We start from the raw sequence: 18,056 nt of genomic DNA on the forward strand, positions 1-18,056 counted from the left end.
CTCGGTGACTGTGGGCGGCAAGCCAATGGGTTCATCATGAAAGTCTGTTGAATTGGAGACCCTATGCGCTTGCTGATCGCGATGATGATGCACGAAACCAACACTTTCTCGCCGGTGCCCACCGACCTGCAGCGCTTTGCGCTGGGCCCGGGCGAAGCGCCGCCACGAGGCGAGGCGGCCATTGCGGCGTTTCGTGGCACGGGAACGGCCACCGGGGCCTTCATTGACTTGGCCGAGCAAGCGGGCGCAGAGTTCGAGCTGGCCCTGGGTGCGCACGCCGCGCCCAGCGGGCTGGTGTTTGACGATGCCTACGAGTCCATGAGCCAGGCCATTTTGCAGGCCGTGGCGCGGGGCGGTTTTGACGGCATTTTGCTGGACCTGCACGGCGCGATGGTGAGCGAAAGCCACGAAGACGGCGAAGGCGAGTTGCTGCGCCGCATCCGCGCCATCAACCCCAAAACGCCGATTGGCGTGGCCTACGACATGCACGCCAACGTGTATGCCGACATGGTCGAACTGGCACAAACCGTGGCGGGCTACCAGACCTACCCGCATGTGGACATGTATGGCACCGGGGTGCGGGCGGGCTCGGCCTTGATCAAGCTGCTCCAGGGGCAGGCCAAGCCCACCACAGCTTGGGGGCGCTTGCCCATGATCCCGCACATCATGCGGCAAAGCTCGCTGGACGAGCCCAACCGCTCCATCCAGGCCCGCGCCCAGCAAATGGAGGCCGAAGGCGCTTTGTGCGCCAGCGTGTTCACCGGTTTTCCGCATGCAGACATCGAAAACGCCGGCATGTCGGTGGTGGTGGTGACCGACAACGATCCCGCACTGGCCCAGCGACTGCGCGACGAGCTGATGCAAATGGCCTGGGACAGCCGCGCCCAATGGGTGTACGAACTGGAGCCACTGGCCGCTTCGGTGGCCCGCGCCAAAACGCTGACCGACTATCCGGTGATGCTGCTCGACCATTACGACAACGCCGCTTCGGGCGGCACCATGGACACCACCGCTGTGCTGGCCGAGGTGCTGCGCCAGGGCTTGCGCAACGTGGCCGTGTTTGCGATTTTTGACCCGCAAGCGGTGCAAGAAGCCATCGCGGCGGGCATCGGCGCGCAAGTGCGCTTGCAAGTGGGCGGCAAGATGGCCATGCCGCTCATGCCGCACCACAGCTCACCCATCGAGTTGTCGGGCGTGGTCAAGCTGATCTCGAACGGCAAGTACCGCAACAAAGGCCCCATGAGCCAAGGTGCCCGCCAGAACATGGGCCAGGCGGTGGTGATCGACACGGGCGATGTGGAGGTCGCGCTGATCTCGCGCCATGTGGAGCCTTTTGACGTGAACGCCCTGCTGTGCCTGGGCATCGACCCGACACAAAAGCATTTTGTGGTGCTCAAAAGCCGGGTGCACTGGCGTGCTGGCCTGGGGCATCTTGCCGGTGCCACGGTGGAATGCGCCGGGGCCGGAGCCTGCACATCGGACTACAGCGAGCTGCAGTTCAAAAAACTGCGTCGGCCGATTTACCCGCTGGATGCGGGGGTGGATTGGTCAAAGGCCGCGCAGTAAACACCAAACTTCAGCCACGGGCAGAAGCTTTTTTTGCGCCACAAAGGCGCAATCGGTTTTGCGTGGCTGGCATGGGCGAGCGCCACACTGGCTGAAGGGGTTTTGTGAAGGCAAGGGTTGAAGATACGGGGGAAAACCAGAGCTTGACCGGCTTGAATCGCCTGCCTAGCATGACCCGTCATATGGGATGACACCTGTCTACCCGCGCACTTGACCGAAAGCCTTCACATGACTCTGCCCACCCTCGCCCTCTTTACCGGTGACCCTGCAGGCATCGGCCCAGAACTGGTCGAAAAAATGCTGCAAAACCCCTCGTGGACGACGCACGCCCGGGTGATCCTCATCGGCCAGAAAGGGTCGATCCAGGCCCCTGACAACGTGGTCTGGCACGACTGGTCTGGCATGAACGCCCCTTCTTTTGAGCGCGGCGTGGCCAACGCCCACAACGGTCGCTACATGATCGAGGCCCTGGCCGCCGGGGTGGATTTGGTCATGGCAGGCCAGGCCGATGCATTTTGTTTTGCCCCACTGAACAAGTCTGCCCTGCGCCAAGGCGGCATGACACAAGAAGACGAACTGCGCTGGTTTGCCGAGCACATGCACTTCAGTGGCGTGTGCGGCGAGCTCAATGTGCTCAAAAACCTCTGGACCGCGCGGGTGACCTCGCATGTCCCACTGAACGAAGTCTCCAGCTTGCTGAGCCCGGACAAAGTAGCGAACGCCATCCGCATGATTTCGCAGGCCCTGCAGGCATCGGGCGTCGCCAGTCCTCGCATCGCGGTGTGTGGACTCAATCCGCACAACGGGGACAACGGCAACTACGGTGACGAGGAAGGCCGCATCATCACCCCCGGCGTGCAGCAAGCTGCCGCCATGGGTTTTGCCGCCGATGGGCCCTTTCCGGCCGACACCGCCTTTGTTCGCGCCATCCGCTCGCCAGGCGGCTACGACGGCGTGGTGACCATGTACCACGACCAAGGCCAGATCGCCATGAAGCTGATGGGGTTTGAGCAAGGCGTCACGGTGCACGGCGGCCTGCCCTGCCCCATCACCACCCCGGCCCACGGCACCGCCTACGACATTTCGGGCCAAGGCGTGGCCAACCCACAAGCCATGACCAACGCTTTCGAATTGGCCGCCCGCATGGCCACCTCTCGCCGTTCATCACAACCACAAGCTGAGGAGACCTTGTCATGAAGTTGAAAAAAATCCTGCTCACGGCCCTGCTTGCCACGCCCTTGCTGGGCTTGGCGCAAAGTTATCCCAGCAAGCCGGTGCGCATCATGGTGGGGGCCAACGCAGGCGGCGGCACCGACATCATTGCCCGCATGCTGGCCGAAAAAATGGGCGAAGCCTTCAAGGGCTCGTTTGTGGTTGAGAACAAACCCGGTGCGTCCAACACCATTGCTGCCGACCTGACGGCCAAAGCCCCGGCCGACGGCCACACCCTGCTGGTCGCCACCAACACCGGCCAAGCCATTGCCCCGCACCTGATCAAACTCAGCTTTGACCCGATCAAGGACCTGACGCCTGTGGGTCTGATCGTGACCGTGCCCAATGTGCTGGTCGTAGGTGCCAATGTGCCCGCCAACAACGTGGCCGAGTTGGTGAGCTTGATGAAGGCCAAGCCCAATGAGTTCAAGTACGCGTCGTCCGGCGTGGGCAGCACCCAGCACATCGCGGGCGAGGGTTTCAACCTGGCTGCGGGCGTGAAAAGCATCCATGTGCCCTACCGGGGCAGCAGCCAGGCGCACCTGGACATCATCGGCGGCAACGTGCAGATCATGTTCGACACCACCTCCTCGGCCATGGGCCAGATCAAGGCCGGCAAATTCAAACCCCTGGCCCTGACCACCGCCACCCGCAGCAGCGAGTTGCCCCAAGTGCCGACATTGGCCGAGGCCGGTGTGAGCGGCTTCGAGATGAGCACTTGGTATGGCATGTTCGTGACCAGCGGCACCCCACCCGAAGTGACGCAGCGTCTGCAAACCGAGCTGGCCAAAATCCTGAAAATGCCCGACATCCAGACCAAACTCAAAGGCCTGGGCGGCGAGCCGGGCAACATCTCGCCCGATCAATTTGCGCAAATGAACCGTCAGGAATTCACGCGCTTTGGCGATTTGATCAAGAAGGCCAACATCAAGCTGGAGTGAGGCTGCGCCGGCCACACAAAGTGGCCACCAAGGCCTGGGCCGAGTTGTCGTCCAGGCTGTGCCCACGCCACACGGTGTGGGCATCGGCACGCACCATGAGCAAGGGGTGTTGGTATTCGGTCGGCAAGTCTTTCACGCCCGACACATCGAGCACCCGCAGCGGCATGCCTTGGTGTTCGGCCGCGGCTTGCAGGGCCTGCAGCGCATCGTCCAACCCCGGCTTCAGGCACAGCAAGGTGTAAGCAGGACCCAGAGCGTCGTACAGCGACTGGCCCTCACCCAGCCAGAAATGCGGCGCACGGCAACCCGGCACCGTGGACGCCGTGAAGCTGCCCATGCTGTACTCGGGCGCTTTGTCGCCGTCGTACACCATCACCGGCGACTGGTCGTAGTAATAACCAAAGTTCAGGCCCGCGCAGCAGTATTGCTGCACGTTCAAGTCGTACAAATTTTGACCAAAAGCCTCGCGGGCGGCCTGCCCCTCAGGGCTGTCGTCTTCCAGATTCAGCGGAATCTCGCGGCGACGCTGGCTCATGGCGTGGGCGTGGTTCATGGCAAAACGCGAGACCTGTTCGGTGATCGGGTGGCGTTCATTTTCGTAGGCCGACAAAGCTTCGGGCGCGGCCCAGCCTTCGATTTGCGCCGACAGGTGCCAGGCCAGGTTGGCCGCATCGGCCAGCCCCGCGTTCATGCCGTAACCGGCATAGGGCACCCACAGGTGCGCGGCGTCTCCGGCCAAAAACACGCGGCCTTCGCGCAGCTTGTCACTGACCAAGCGGCGGCCGATCCAGTCTTCGCGGCTCATCTGTTCGTATTCAAAATCCTCACCCACGCCCAAGATGGTGCGGATGGCCCAGTCGCGGTCCACCGCGTCAAAGTCGGCTTCGTGGTCGCGCAGGTAGTTGTGGATCAACCAGACTTCTTGGCCGTCGATGGCGTAGATGTTGCCGCTGCGCCGGGGGTTGACGGTGAACATGGCCCAGGCCGCCGGGGCCTTCAGCTGTGCCAGCAGACCCGGCGCACGGATGCAGGTGCTTTGCACGCGTTGCACCACCTCGTCACCCACCAGCTTGGCCCCAATGGCTTTGCGCACCGCCGAGCGGCCACCGTCGCAGCCCACCAGATAGGCCGCTTGGATGAGCAGCGGCGGCGCGTCGGGCGTGTCCAGGTTTTGAATGCGCACGTTCACCTGGCCGTCGGTTTGATCGAAGTCCAGCACTTGGTGCCGGTACAGCGTGGTGACCAAGGGTTGCTGGGCCACATGCCCCGCCAAAATCGGCTCGATGTAGCGCTGGTTGATGCGGTGCGGTGGCTCGGCCGTGGGCCAATCGCCGTCGGGGCCGCTGTGGTCGGTCAGGCGGGTGCTGCGCCCGGGAATGTGGATGCGTGCGATTTCTTGACCGACGGTGCTGGTTCGGTACGACACATCGTGCGGGTAATCGTCGGGCAGGCCTGCGGCGCGCAGGTCTTGGGACACGCCCAAAGCGCGAAACAGCTCCATGCTGCGCGCCGAGATGTGGTTGCATTTGACGTCGGGCAGCGCATCGGCTGGCCGCATTTCCACCAAGGTGCAGGCGATGCCGCGACGCGCCAGACACAGGGCCAGGGTCATGCCCACGGGGCCTGCACCCACCACCAACACAGGGGCATTCAGGCTCATAGCGGTACTTTCAAGGGGTCGTATTCAAACAGCCAGTCGTAGCGGCGGCGGACTTTTTCGGGCTCCCACTCGCTGCTGACGTAGTCCACCGCTTTGGCGGGGTCCGACAGCTGGGGGTTGTGAAAGCGCTGAGCGTTGTCGCGCGACCGGTTGACGATGTCGGCCGTGCGCTGCCAGCGCAGTTTTTCAAAGCGGGCCAAGGCGTGTTCGGTCGGCTCATCCAAGGCCAGGCAACGCGCCATGACGGCAGCGTCTTCGATGGCCATGTTGGCCCCCTGCGCCAAAAACGGCAAGGTGGGGTGCGCGGCGTCGCCCAACAGGCAGATATTGCCCTTCGCCCAGCCGGTTTGTGGGGCACGGCCGAGCAAGGCCCATTTGAAGGGCTGCTCGATGGCCGACATCAACTCACACACATCGGCATGCCAGTGGCCAAAGTCTTGCAGCAGCTCGGCGTGGGTGCCCGGCTCGGTCCAGGACTCGCTGCGCCAGCCTTCGCGCTCGATGATGCCCACCACGTTCATCAAAGCCCCACCGCGCACCGGGTAGGTGATGACGTGCGCCCCCGGCCCGACCCAATTGGTGCCAACCTGCGCCTGCAAGTGTTCAGACACGCGCTCCACCGGCACCAGACCGCGCCAGGCCAGCAAGCCTGTGAATTGCGCCTTGTCTTCGCCCAACAACTTTTCACGCAACACCGAGTGCACCCCATCGGCGGCCAGCAATGCTGCGGCACTGTGTTGCGAGCCGTCGTTCAACTCAAACGACACGCCCACGTCGGTGTTTTGGGCCTGGACCACCCGGGCGTTCAAGCGCACAGGCCGGTCTGATCGCGCCTCAAAGGCGTCCAACAGCACCCGGTGCAAATCGCCCCGGTGCACCATCCAGTAAGGCGCACCAAAACGCGCCAGGCAATCGTCGCCCAGGTCAAACAGCTTCCAGCGCTGGCCCGTGTTCCACATGCGGATTTCTTTGCCCCGGGCTTGGCAGACACAGGCTTGCAAAGCCTCACCCAGACCCAGCGCCAGCAAGACGCGCGAACCGTTGGGTGAAATCTGCAAGCCCGCACCCAACTCGCCCAGCTGCGATGCTTGCTCGAACACATCGACCTGGAAGCCCTGTTGCAGCAAAGCCAGCGCCGTGGTCAGACCGGCAATTCCCGCCCCGGCAATGGCGATGCGTTTCGGTGCCGTCATTGCGCTTTGATGTTGTTGTCTTTGGCCACCTGGGTCCACAGAGGGATTTCGGTGGCAATGGTTTTGGCAAAGTCGGCACTGCTGCCGCCCACGGGACGGATGTCCAACTTGGCCATGCGCTCGGCCACATCAGGCAAGGCCATGATGCGGGCCATCTCTTCTTGCAAGCGCTTGACGATGGGCGCTGGCGTGCCGGCCGGGGCCAACAAACCGCTCCAGAAGTTCACTGCCAAATCAATACCCTGCTCCTTGAGCGTGGGCACCTGCGGGTAGCTGGCCAGGCGCTGCTCAGAGGTGACGGCCAAGGCACGCAGCTTGCCCGACTTGACCAGCGCAGCGATGGGGCCGGAGTCAATCAGGGTCATTTGCACTTCTTGCGTGAGCACCGCGTTGATCGATGGGGCGCTGCCCTGATAGGGCACGTTCAAAGCCTTCAGGCCGGACTTGGCCTTGACAAGCTCCATCACCAGCTGAAAAGAAGCCGAGGGGTAGGAGTAATTGCTTTTGTCGGCGTTGGCCTTGGACAGGGCAACCAAGTCGTTGAAGGTCTTGGCAGGCGAAGCCTCATTCACCGCCAGGATCATGGGGAATGAGCCCGCCAAAGAAATAGGCACCAGGTCGGTGATCGGGTTGTAGGACAGCTTGGCCACCAACGCCGGGTTGAACACGATGGGGCCACTGGCCGCCATGAGCAAGGTGTAGCCATCGGGGGCGGCTTTGACCACGAATTCGGTGCCGACTGCAGCACCTGCGCCGGGTTTGTTTTCAACCAACACCGGCTGGCCCAAGGCGGGCGCGAGTTTTTCAGCGACCACGCGGGCCAGGATGTCGTTGGCACCACCCGGTGCATACGGCACCACAATGCGCACAGCCTTGTTGGGCCAAGCCGCTTGCGCCCAGGACTGGGCTGGGACCAAAGTGGCCAAAGATGCGGCCAAAGACAAGGCGGCAGCGGCCACCAGCTTGCGGCGTGCGGGGGATGTGAAGCGGGTTGTCATGGTTTGTCTCCTGTTTTATGGGGTGTGAAAATCAAATCTTGGCTACCGAAGCCACCAGCAAAGCGGCACGGCCTTCGTCCAGGGCCTCCAAACAGCGGGTGATGGCCGCAGGCAAGTCTTCGGCGCGGGTGACGCGTTCACCGTGCGCACCAAAGGCTTGGGCCACTTGTTCAAAGCGGCGCTGCTTGCCCCTCAGGCGGGCCTGAAACTCGCCCGCTTGGGCCGCAGGCCCGTCGGGGTGCACGCGCAATACGGCTTCTTTGACAGCCTGCCAGCCGCCGTTGTCCAGCACCACGGTGAGGATGGGCAGGCCTTGGGCTTGCGCCACGGCATACACCGACGTGGGCGTGGAGAAGTGAAAACCGCCATCGCCTTCGATGTGGACTACCCGGTCATTGGGCCGTGCCAGCTTGACACCCAGCGCCATGCCGCCGCTGTAGCCCAGGCCGCCACCTGCGCCCCCCAAAAAACTCATGGGGCGGGTGCGCGGTATTTGCTGCAACACGGCGGGCGAATTGCGGATGGCTTCGTTGATGACCACGTCGTCAGGGCGCAGCTGCAGGCCAATCTGGGCGCACACCCAAGCCGGATTGAGCGCGTCTTCTGTGCCCGGGTTTTGTGCAGCGGCGGCCACACGCGCCAGCCGCTGCTGGCGCTGTGCGGGCCAGTGGGCCATGCGCTCGGCCACGCGTTGGTGAAAGGCCTCGTCGGCCAAGTCCATGACGGCTTGGTGCAGGTCGCGCAAGGCCTGCGCACAGTCGGCCGGCCAGCGCACATCACTGGCAAAACCCCAGGCTGGAAAATCTTTCTTGATCGGGTCCACGTCGATGTGCACCCAGCGGGTGTCTTCGCGGGGGCGGGTCTGGTGCGGCAGCCAGGGCACGTCGATGTCCAGCAGCAAACCCCAATCGGTCTCATGCAAGAGCGGGGTCGGGTCAAAGCCAAAAAAGCACGGCGATTCGCGCGAGATGCACAGCCAAGTGGGGCTGAACTCCACCACCCGAATGCCACACAACTCGGCCAACGCTTCCAGCGCCTGCACCGCCTCGGGCTTGCGGCCCAAATAGGAAGTGATGACCAGAGGATTCTCGGCCGCCATCAACTCGCGGGCAATCTGCAGCGTGGCCTCAAAGGGCAAGGCCCCCATGCGCACCGCGCCGTAGCGGGCCGCGGGATACGACTTGACCTGCTCAGAGGACCACGACTCGGCCAGTGTCTCGCGTGGCAGCGTCATGTAAACCGGGCCCGCAGGCTCGGTGTGCATGACGCTGTGGGCGCGGCGCACCACCTCTTTGGCCACCACGCCCGAGGGCAGGTTGTAGTCCCACTTGACGTAGGGGCGCACCAAAGAGGCGATGTCGAACGGGTCCTGCACATAGTGCACATAGTTGTCGCGGGCACCGGGCACTTCGCCGTGCAGGGCATAGGGGGCTTTGCCCGCCATCAGCAGCACCGGCAAACGCGCCCGCATCAGGTTGTGCATGCCCATGGCCGCGTTGGCGGTGCCAGCGTCCACATGCACCATGACGCCCTGCCCTTGCCCCGTGACGGCGGCGTAACCCCCGGCCATGTGGATGGCCACGTTTTCATGCGGACAGAGCACCACTTCGGGCATGGCCTGGCCCTCGGCTTGCAGGCGGGCCATCTCGTCGATCAGGGTCACATGGTCGGTGCCCAAGTTGGAAAACAGGTAGCGGATGCCTGTCTCTTGCAGGCCCTCCAGAAAATAACGGGCGGTGGTGTGCTGTGTCTCAGGCGTGGTCGAATCGGTCATCGGTGGGGGTCAATCGTTGCAAGGCATGAACACATGCTTGGTTTCCATGAAGTCGTTCAGACCTTCGACGCCGTGCAAACGACCAAAACCGCTTTGGCGGTAGCCCCCGGTTTCGATCTCGGCAAACAAGCGGTTGTGGGCGTTGACCCACACATTGCCAAACTTGATGTGCCGCGCGATCTTGCGGGCGGCGCGGTGGTCCTGGGTCCACACCGAAGCGGCCAGGCCGTAACGCGTGGCGTTGGCCCGATCGACCGCTTCGGTGTCGGTGGCAAAGGTTTCCAGCGTGACCAGTGGGCCAAAAATTTCGTCCTGCACAAAATGGCTGTTCAGGTCTTGTGTGGCCACGAGCGATGGCGTGATGAACGCGCCGCCCCTGGGCGTGTCATCGGGCACACGACCGGCCAGCAGCACGCGACAGTCTTGCGCGGCAGCCCTGACTTCGTCCAGCAAACGGGCTTGGTTGCGCGGATCGATCAGCGGGCCCATGCCCGAGCTGGGCTGGTCGCCCGGCCCCACTTTGACCTGCGCCAAAGCTTGGGCCAGTTGCACCGAAAAGTCGGCAGCCACCGATTCGTGCACCAGCACCCGGCTGATGGCGGTGCACATTTGCCCGGCCATGACACAAGCGCCACCCACAATGCCGCGCACAGCGGCAGTCAAGTCGGCGTCCGATCGCACGATAGCCGGGGCTTTGCCCCCCAGCTCCAACGACAAGCGGGTCAGGTTCTTGGCGGTGGACAAGGCGATTTGTTTGCCCACATGGGTCGAACCGGTGAAGCTGATGACATCGACCTCGGGGTGCGCACACAGGTGCTGCGTGGCCACAATGTCTTGCTCGATGAAGGAGTTGATGACACCGGCCGGAATGCGCTCGTCGGCCACCAAACAGGCCATGACCTGGGTGTGCACCAGCGCGGTCTGGTGCGCGGCCTTGATGACCACGGTGCAGCCTGCCGCCAGCGCCGGGGCCAAAGAGCGCACCAGCAAAGTCACGGGCGCGTTCCAGGGCACGATGATGGCCGCCAAACCAATGGCTTCGCGCTCGATGTGCGAGTACACCTCGGGCTCCATCTCGATGACACGGCCAAACAGATTGCGGGCCAGCCCTGCGTAATAACGCAGCTCCGAAATGCCGGCCATGACTTCGCCCTCGGCCTCGCGCTGCAACTTGCCGTTGAGCTGCACCAGGGTCTGGACGACTTGCGCCTTGTTGTGCTCCAAGCGGTCTGCAAACAAGCGCAGCACGTCCGAGCGCAGTTTGGGCTGCTGCGACCAGGTGGTGGTTTCAAAGGCGGTGCGGGCGCAGGCGATGGCGGCGTCCACCTCTTGCACGCTGGCGGCCACAAATTGGGCGGCTTTTTCGCCCGTGGCGGGGTTGATCGAATCGCCGCGCTGAGCGGGGGCATGGTCCTTGACCCATTGGCCAAAGATGTAGTTTTCTGCGATGGGCATGGTGCAAGGCATTTCGATGAACAAGGGGTTCAACAAGCGCCCTGTGGCAGGACAGCTTCAGACACCCAGGCAAGGGTTTTCGGGGAGGCCAATCGTGCTGTTATTGGTTAGCATGCTAACGATATCAACCGTGTAGATGCTACCCCTCGATCCGATGCCGCCTATTGGGTCAAACCCTGAACGCTTGAAGAGGCCCTGCCGTGACCCCCTTGTACCGTCGCCCTGGCTTTTTGCTCAGACGGGCCCACCAACTGTCGGTGGGTTTGTTTGAAAACGAATGCCAAAGCCTGAAACTGACCCCGCCGCAGTTCGGCGTCTTGCACATGCTCATGCACAGCCAAACCATGGACCAAGCCCGCTTGGCACGGGCCTTGGGTCTGGACAAAGTAACGGTCTTGCATGTGGTGCGCGGGCTGGAAACACGCGGCTGGTTGACCCGTCAGGCCAGCACCACCGACCGGCGCAAATGGACGATCAAGGTCTCGGCCTCAGGGCAGGAGGCGTTTGCCCAAGCGCAACATTTGGCGCAGCAAGCTTCAGATCGGCTTTTGTCACCGCTGAGCCCAGACGAGCAGCAAGTGCTGACCGGCTTGCTGGAAAAACTCTGCCAAGGTCTGGAGTCCAAGGCCCGCACCCCCTTTGAGCCGGGACAGGCTTGAACGCAGACGTATCGGCTTCAGGCGGCCATCAAGCCGCCATCAGGTAGCCATCACCGGCATCGCTTGGACAGGCATCGGCCTGCATCAGGGTGTACATGGCCTGCTTGAATGCGGGCACCAGCGTGCCATCGTGCAGCTCAAAAATGGCGTCTCGGCACAACTGGCCAAAGAAATGCTCGGCCGTCAGTTCGGGGCAGTGCTGACGGACGTAATCCTGGATTTGCTGGCGGTAAAAGGTCGTGAACTCCGGAAGCAAGGCGGTGCTGAGTCCGACATCCACCAACCCGGCCACATCGGGCACCGAAAGAAGCTTCAATGGGTTTTCGTTGTAAAGGCCAAATCGCGTCCAGCCAAATTTGGGGTAACCCGTCTGGCTGCGCCAGTGAGCGTAGTGGGCTTTGAAATAAGACTGCATGCACTGGTCTGTGGCCACCAGCGCAAAAAGGCAAAGTATGAACTGAGGCCGATTTTCGGGATCGATGAGGGCCAGGTCTTCTTCAACCGTTGACCAATTTTTGCCCCCAAACAGCACCAGCTCCTGGTCTTGAAGAATGTCTTTGAGCACTTGAGGGACCCAGCGAAATTGCAACTTGGCAACGTCGGATTGAAAACTGCTGTTGAAGTAATTTTCGAGCGTCATGACTTGGGCCTTTGAGGGGTTCAAACAGATTCAAAAAGATGTGCCCAGCGCATGGGGGGCGGATGAAAACCAGATATGTCGACTTTTTCGGAAAGTCACTTAAACACTGATTTCAAAGTTTTTTACATCTTAATAATCAATTTTGAATTCAAAAAGACTGTTGGATGACTTATTACATCCTGTTTCAATTGGCCAAAAACGCCCTCCGGGTGGGCCTGAAGGGGTTCGCCCCATCAAGCACCCGCTGGGCGCTGCATCTTGCAAGTGGTGGGCAAACGGGCCTGCTCCGCTGGAATTTGGCGCACCACTTTGAAACCATAACCCGAGCCCTCCACATCAAAAGGCACGCCCGGTGTGCCCTGGCGTTGCATGAGGCCGACCACCAGGGCTTGCTGAAATTGGTGGTCTTGCGCACGCATTTGGCCCGTTTGCCCGGCGGTGCTGACACGGGATTTTTCAAGCTGCAAGGCCACGGCCAGGGGATCGGTGTGGCCGGCCTTTTCAATGGATTGGGCCAAAGCCTCCACCATCAGCTGCATCCGCACATGGACATAGTCTTCGGTCGGTTTGGGAAATCGCTGGCGAAAGGCTTGGTAAAACGCCTCACTGGCCTTGCCCGGCACATTGGGCAGCCAATCGGCCACCGCAATCACCCGGCCCACACCGGCTTCGCCAATGGCCGCAGGCGCACCCAAGGCATTGCCATAAAAGGTGTAGAACTTGCCCTCGTAGCCCGCCTCTCGGGCCGCCTTGACCAAGAGCGTCAGGTCATTGCCCCAGTTGCCGGTGATGACCGCTTGCGCCCCGCTGGCCTTGATCTTGGCCGCATAAGGCAAAAAGTCTTTGACCCGGCCCATGGGGTGCAACTCGTCCCCCACGATCTTCACATCGGGCCGCTGTTCGGCCAACTGGCGCTTGGCCTCACGCAGCACAGCTTGGCCAAAGCTGTAGTCTTGACCGATCAGGTAGGCCGACTGGACTTGTTGGTCTTCGCGCAGCACTTGCATCAACGCAGCCATGCGCATGTCGGCATGCGCATCAAAGCGAAAGTGCCAAAAGCTGCATTTTTCGTTGGTCAAAACGGGGTCAACGGCCGAGTAATTCAAAAACAACACACGTTTGGCCGGTTCACGCTCATTGTGTTTGTTGATGGCATCGATGAGGGCCGCTGCGTTGGCCGACGAGTTGCCCTGCAACACCACTTGTGCGCCATCGTCGATGGCCGACTTGAGGGCCGACAAAGCTTCTTCGCTTTGGCCCTTGCTGTCATAGCGCTCCAGCACCATGGGCCGCAGGCCCTGCGATGTCTTGACGCCACCCCGGGCATTGACACGCTCCACCGCCCAAGCGATGTTGCGCACCACGGCCTCGCCCGTGTTGGCAAAAGGGCCACTGAGCCCCTCGATCAAGGCCAAACGAATGGGTGCGGGCGACTGGGCATGGGCACCGACCCCACACAGCGAGACCACACAGGCCAGCAATGCGCGACGCAAGAAAAAAGGGAATGAATACATGGCAACAGGGGCGCAGGACCGTGACCCGGCCCTGGCAAGCAAAGGGCGGGAGTTTAACCAGTCAGCGCACAGGCCATGGGGTTAACCCGCATTCCAGCAGGGCTTGTTTCGGCAGATTCAGGGGCGCTTCAAGAACCGGCGAGCTCGTGCAAAGGCCAACGCGGTTTCACATCGAAGCTGTAACGCGCCTCGGCCGTTTGCGCCCCGGCTTGCAAACGCATGGCGGCGGCCATGGCGATCATGGCCCCGTTGTCGGTGCACAGGTGCAACTCGGGGTAGTGCACGCGCACCTGGGCCTTGGCGCAGGCGGCATTCAGTTGCGCCCGCAGTTCGCGGTTGGCCCCCACGCCACCGGCCACGACCAGGCGCTTCATGCCGCTGGTTTTGAGGGCCGTCATCGACTTTTTCACCAACACCTCGACAATCGCCGCCTGGGTCGATGCGGCCAGGTCGGCCCGCTCGTGTGCGCCTTCGGTGTGAGCGGCAGGGCCGATTTTTTGGCTCTGCGTGAGCACTGCTGTTTTCAGGCCCGCAAAGGAAAAGTCCAAATCGCCGCTGTGCAGCAGCGGGCGCGGCAACTTGTAGGCTGCCGGGTTGCCCTGCTCGGCCAGGCGCGACAGGCCCGGGCCACCGGGGTAAGGCAGGCCCATGAGCTTGGCCGACTTGTCAAAGGCTTCGCCTGCGGCGTCGTCAATCGTCTCGCCCAGCAGCTCGTAGCGGCCTACGGCGTCCACCCGCATCAGCTGCGTGTGGCCGCCCGACACCAGCAATGCGATGAAGGGAAACTCGGGCGGGTCGGCACTCAAAAAAGGCGAGAGCAAATGCCCCTCCAAATGGTGCACGCCCAACACCGGCTTGCCCAAAGACGCAGCCAGCGCACAGGCCACGCCCGACCCCACCAAGAGCGCCCCGGCCAGTCCCGGCCCGCGGGTGTAGGCCACCACGTCGATGTCGGCCAAAGTGGCCCCCGCCTCGGCCAGCACTTGGCGCGTGAGCGGCAAGACCCGCCGAATGTGGTCGCGGCTGGCCAGTTCGGGCACCACGCCGCCATAGGCCTGGTGCATCTCGATTTGGCTGTAAAGCGCGTGCGACAACAAACGCGGCATGGCGCTGCCCGTGGTTTCCACCAAGGCCACACCGGTTTCGTCGCAAGAAGATTCGATACCCAAAATTTTCATAGCAGCGAGTTTAAGCGGGGCATGGCTCACCGCAGGGGGCTTGGCGATAATCCTTGTGGGAGCGACGCCCTGGTCGCGAGGGTGCCTTGGCATACGCCATTCGACGCGAATCCATCGCGAATCCATCGCGACGGGGGCGTCGCTCCCACAAATTCACCCCATTCCAACACCTCACCATGACCACAATCCGACTGATTTCTTCCATGGCCACCAAGGCCTTACTGGCCGACTTGGTGGCGCTGTACACCGCACAAGCGCCTGATGTTCAGGTGCTGGTCGAGTCGGTGGGCGGTGTGGCTGCGGCCCAACGCGTGCAGGCGGGCGAAGCCTTTGACTGCGTCATGCTGGCCAGCGATGCCATCGACAAATTGGTCGCCAGCGACCATGTGCAGGCGGGCAGCCGGGTGGACCTGGTGCAATCGAGCGTGGCCGTGGCGGTGCCAGCAGGGGCTCCAGCGCCCGACATTTCCAGCGAAGCCGCGCTCAAGGCGGCCATCCTCTCGGCCCGCACGCTGGGCTACTCCACCGGGCCCAGCGGTGTGCAACTGGCCAAGCAGTTCGAGGTTTGGGGCATTGCCGACCAGATCAAAGACCGCATGGTGCAAGCCCAACCTGGCGTGCCCGTGGGGCAGCTGATCGCGCAAGGCGAAGTGGCGCTGGGCTTTCAGCAACTGAGCGAAATGCTGGGCGTGCCCGGCATCACCATCGTGGGCGGCCTGCCACCGGGGGTGGAGATCATCACCACGTTTTCAGGCAGTGTGGCGGCGACCAGCCTGCAAGCACAGGCGGTGCAGGCCATGCTGGCGTTTTGGGCATCGGCCGCTTGTGCCGACACCAAGGTGCGGCACGGGATGGTGGCGGCCTGAAGCGGCCTGTTCCATCGTTGGTGGCACCCAAGCACGGCATGGGTACCCCGTTTCAACAATCCGGCGCGTTTCTTGCTCAGGTCTGCCCATGCAGGAAGCCTTGAGAATCGTCGTCATCATTTCAGACCCGGCCTTGGTGGCCGAGGGGGATGAGCAGGCACAGGCCATTGAAGAGCGCTCGCGGCTGCTGCGCATCGGACTGCTGCAAGCGGGTTACAACCTGGTGGCCACTTTGCCCGCCGATGTGTTTTTGACCGAGCGCCTGGCCCAGTTACAAGCCGACATGGTCATTGTGGATGCCGAAAGCGATGCCCGCGATGCACTGGAGCATGTGGTCATGGCCACGCGCGACGAGCGTCGCCCCATCGTGATGTTCACCAATGACAGCGACACCCGGCCCATGAACGAGGCCGTGGCCGCAGGCGTGACGGCCTACATCGTGGCCGGGCTGGCACCCGAGCGCATTCACCCGATCCTGACAGTGGCCATGGCCCGCTTCAAGCATGAGCAGGCTTTGCTGGCCGAGCTGAACAACGCCCGTGGCGAGTTGCAAGACCGCAAGTTGATCGACCGCGCCAAGGGCTTGCTGATGCAGCGCCAGGCCTTAAGCGAACCCGAGGCTTATGCCCGTTTGCGCAAGGCGGCCATGAACAAGGGCGTGAAGCTGGCCGACATCGCGCAGCAGATGATTGAGATGGCTGAACTGCTGGGCTGAAGCAGCACAGCCAGATTTTTTGTAGGCGTGAGCATTGCTCTCGGCACAGTTTTTTGTAGGTCGACGGCTTCAGCCCCGACATTCCGGCTGCGCCAAAGCACGCCATGTCGGAGCTAAAGCTACCGACCTACCAACATGCCCTCATACCGCCGCCCACGCATTCAGGCACCGACGATGTGCGCCGGCACCACCAAGGTGCACTTCAGGGCACCAAATCTGAGGAACTCATGCACGCCACCCCAGGAAAACCCTGGCACGCGGCTTGCAATAGCTGAAGCAAGACCAACGAAGGTCAAACGTGACAACACCCAAGGGCGGGTGAAGTCACACCGGACAAAGGCGTCCCCATGCGTTCACGCACTGCACTGCAGGCGTAGACGACATGAGGACGCCTTTTTTGTTTTTTCAAAACCTCTCCAGGAGTTTCGCCATGACCGACATTCTGAAAACCAGCTTCAACCGCCGCACCGTGTTGCAGGCCGCCGCCGTGGGCGCGGCTGGCGTGTCGCCGGCCCTGCGCTCCATGGTCTATGCCGCGGGGTCTGACGCCCCAGAGAAAAAGGAAGTCAAGATTGGCTTCATTCCCCTGACCGATTGCGCCAGTGTGGTCATGGCCTCGGTGCTGGGCCTGGACGTCAAGCACGGCGTCAAGTTTGTGCTGAGCAAAGAAGCCAGCTGGGCCGGGGTGCGCGACAAGCTGGTCAACGGCGAACTCGACTTTGCCCATGTGCTGTACGGCTTGGTCTATGGCGTGCACCTCGGTCTGTCGGGCCCCAAAAAAGACATGGCCGTGCTGATGAACCTGAACCACAACGGCCAGGCCATCACGCTGTCCAAAAAGCTGGCCGACAAGGGTGCTGTGGATGGCGCAGGGCTGGCCAAGCTGATGCAAAGCGACAAACGCGAGTACACCTTTGCACAGACCTTCCCCACCGGCACCCACGCCATGTGGTTGTACTACTGGCTGGCCAGCTACGGCATCAACCCCATGAAAGACGCCAAGGTCATCACCGTGCCGCCCCCCCAAATGGTGGCCAATATGCGCGTGGGCAATATGGACGGCTTTTGTGTGGGCGAACCCTGGAACCACCGCGCCATCATGGACGGCATCGGGGTGACAGCCGCCACCACGCAGGACATCTGGAAAGACCACCCTGAAAAAGTGCTGGGCACCACCGCTGAGTTCGTCAAAAAATACCCCAACACCGCCCGCGCGGTGACGGCCGCCATCATCGAGGCCGGCCAGTGGATCGACGCCAGCTTGCAAAACAAGCTCAAGATGGCCGAAACCGTGGCCGACAAATCGTATGTGAACACCAGCGTGGACGCCATCAACCAGCGCATTTTGGGCCGCTACCAAAACGGCATGGGCAAGACGTGGGACGACCCCAACCACATGAAGTTCTACAACGAGGGCACTGTGAATTTCCCTTACCTGTCCGACGGCATGTGGTTCCTGACCCAACACAAGCGCTGGGGCTTGCTCAAAGACCACCCCGACTACCTGGGCGTGGCCAAGCAGATCAACCAGATCGCACTCTACAAAGACGCCGCCACCGCTGCCAAGGCGCCTGTGCCCAAGAGCGAGATGCGCAGCCACAAAGGCATCGATGGCGTGATCTGGGACGCCAAGGACCCGAAAAAGTACGCCGACGGTTTCAAAGTCAAAGCCTGAAGGACAACAC

General features: G+C 62.2%; 15 protein-coding genes. 7 read left to right on the forward strand and 8 right to left on the reverse strand.

What is annotated here, in order from left to right:
* Positions 1–63 precede the first annotated feature (63 nt).
* The 3 genes from AMM41_RS19165 to AMM41_RS19175 all read left to right on the forward strand — a co-directional run bounded on the left by AMM41_RS19165 (position 64) and on the right by AMM41_RS19175 (position 3,719).
* Positions 64–1,566: a M81 family metallopeptidase gene (locus AMM41_RS19165; protein ID WP_089963168.1), complete on the forward strand. Its 1,503-nt coding sequence runs from the start codon at positions 64–66 to the stop codon at positions 1,564–1,566.
* A gap of 228 nt (positions 1,567–1,794) precedes the next feature.
* Positions 1,795–2,763: a 4-hydroxythreonine-4-phosphate dehydrogenase PdxA gene (locus AMM41_RS19170; RefSeq protein ID WP_089963170.1), complete on the forward strand. Its 969-nt coding sequence runs from the start codon at positions 1,795–1,797 to the stop codon at positions 2,761–2,763.
* Complete coding sequence (locus AMM41_RS19175) at positions 2,760–3,719, forward strand: Bug family tripartite tricarboxylate transporter substrate binding protein (protein WP_089963173.1); 960 nt, start codon at positions 2,760–2,762, stop codon at positions 3,717–3,719. Before AMM41_RS19170 ends, AMM41_RS19175 begins: the two co-directional genes overlap by 4 nt.
* Here the strand turns inward: AMM41_RS19175 and AMM41_RS19180 are convergent.
* The 5 genes from AMM41_RS19180 to AMM41_RS19200 are packed head-to-tail and all read right to left on the reverse strand — an operon-like array spanning position 3,706 to position 10,799.
* Entirely contained in the window at positions 3,706–5,379 is a 1,674-nt protein-coding gene (locus AMM41_RS19180; RefSeq protein ID WP_089963175.1) for an FAD-dependent oxidoreductase, read from the reverse strand. The genes AMM41_RS19175 and AMM41_RS19180 overlap by 14 nt on opposite strands.
* A complete protein-coding gene (locus tag AMM41_RS19185; protein ID WP_089963178.1) occupies positions 5,376–6,572 on the reverse strand; it encodes an FAD-dependent monooxygenase in 1,197 nt (398 codons plus the stop codon). The genes AMM41_RS19180 and AMM41_RS19185 overlap by 4 nt, the downstream gene beginning before the upstream one ends.
* Positions 6,569–7,570 (reverse strand): Bug family tripartite tricarboxylate transporter substrate binding protein, encoded by a 1,002-nt coding sequence (locus tag AMM41_RS19190; protein WP_089963181.1) that lies wholly within the window; start codon positions 7,568–7,570, stop codon positions 6,569–6,571. Before AMM41_RS19190 ends, AMM41_RS19185 begins: the two co-directional genes overlap by 4 nt.
* Before the next feature lie 31 nt (positions 7,571–7,601).
* On the reverse strand, positions 7,602–9,344 hold the full coding sequence (locus tag AMM41_RS19195; protein ID WP_089963183.1) for a thiamine pyrophosphate-requiring protein: 1,743 nt from the start codon (positions 9,342–9,344) through the stop codon (positions 7,602–7,604).
* Positions 9,345–9,353: 9 nt separating this feature from the next.
* On the reverse strand, positions 9,354–10,799 hold the full coding sequence (locus AMM41_RS19200; RefSeq protein ID WP_089963231.1) for an aldehyde dehydrogenase family protein: 1,446 nt from the start codon (positions 10,797–10,799) through the stop codon (positions 9,354–9,356).
* A 200-nt stretch (positions 10,800–10,999) separates the two neighbouring features.
* Here AMM41_RS19200 and AMM41_RS19205 point away from each other — a divergent pair, with 200 nt between their 5' ends.
* A complete protein-coding gene (locus tag AMM41_RS19205) occupies positions 11,000–11,458 on the forward strand; it encodes a MarR family winged helix-turn-helix transcriptional regulator (protein WP_089963185.1) in 459 nt (152 codons plus the stop codon).
* Between the two features lie 28 nt (positions 11,459–11,486).
* Here the strand turns inward: AMM41_RS19205 and AMM41_RS19210 are convergent, their stop codons facing one another.
* The 3 genes from AMM41_RS19210 to tsaD form a co-directional block, all read right to left on the reverse strand.
* On the reverse strand, positions 11,487–12,098 hold the full coding sequence (locus tag AMM41_RS19210) for a hypothetical protein (protein ID WP_089963188.1): 612 nt from the start codon (positions 12,096–12,098) through the stop codon (positions 11,487–11,489).
* Positions 12,099–12,331: 233 nt separating this feature from the next.
* Positions 12,332–13,612, reverse strand: coding sequence for a branched-chain amino acid ABC transporter substrate-binding protein (locus AMM41_RS19215; RefSeq protein ID WP_089963190.1), 1,281 nt, complete (start codon positions 13,610–13,612; stop codon positions 12,332–12,334).
* A 128-nt stretch (positions 13,613–13,740) separates the two neighbouring features.
* Positions 13,741–14,790 (reverse strand): tRNA (adenosine(37)-N6)-threonylcarbamoyltransferase complex transferase subunit TsaD, encoded by a 1,050-nt coding sequence (tsaD, locus tag AMM41_RS19220; RefSeq protein WP_089963193.1) that lies wholly within the window; start codon positions 14,788–14,790, stop codon positions 13,741–13,743.
* 176 nt (positions 14,791–14,966) lie between these two features.
* Here tsaD and AMM41_RS19225 point away from each other — a divergent pair, with 176 nt between their 5' ends.
* The 3 genes from AMM41_RS19225 (at position 14,967) to AMM41_RS19235 (ending at position 18,046) form a co-directional block, all read left to right on the forward strand.
* Positions 14,967–15,656: a substrate-binding domain-containing protein gene (locus AMM41_RS19225; RefSeq protein ID WP_089963195.1), complete on the forward strand. Its 690-nt coding sequence runs from the start codon at positions 14,967–14,969 to the stop codon at positions 15,654–15,656.
* A gap of 88 nt (positions 15,657–15,744) precedes the next feature.
* The gene (locus AMM41_RS19230; protein ID WP_089963196.1) at positions 15,745–16,371 is read left to right on the forward strand and encodes an ANTAR domain-containing response regulator; all 627 of its coding nucleotides are present in this window, start codon (positions 15,745–15,747) and stop codon (positions 16,369–16,371) included.
* A gap of 430 nt (positions 16,372–16,801) precedes the next feature.
* Complete coding sequence (locus tag AMM41_RS19235; RefSeq protein WP_089963199.1) at positions 16,802–18,046, forward strand: CmpA/NrtA family ABC transporter substrate-binding protein; 1,245 nt, start codon at positions 16,802–16,804, stop codon at positions 18,044–18,046.
* Positions 18,047–18,056 lie beyond the last annotated feature (10 nt).

Origin of the sequence: Limnohabitans sp. 2KL-3 (assembly GCF_001269405.1) — a bacterium.
Lineage (GTDB): Bacteria > Pseudomonadota > Gammaproteobacteria > Burkholderiales > Burkholderiaceae_C > Limnohabitans_A.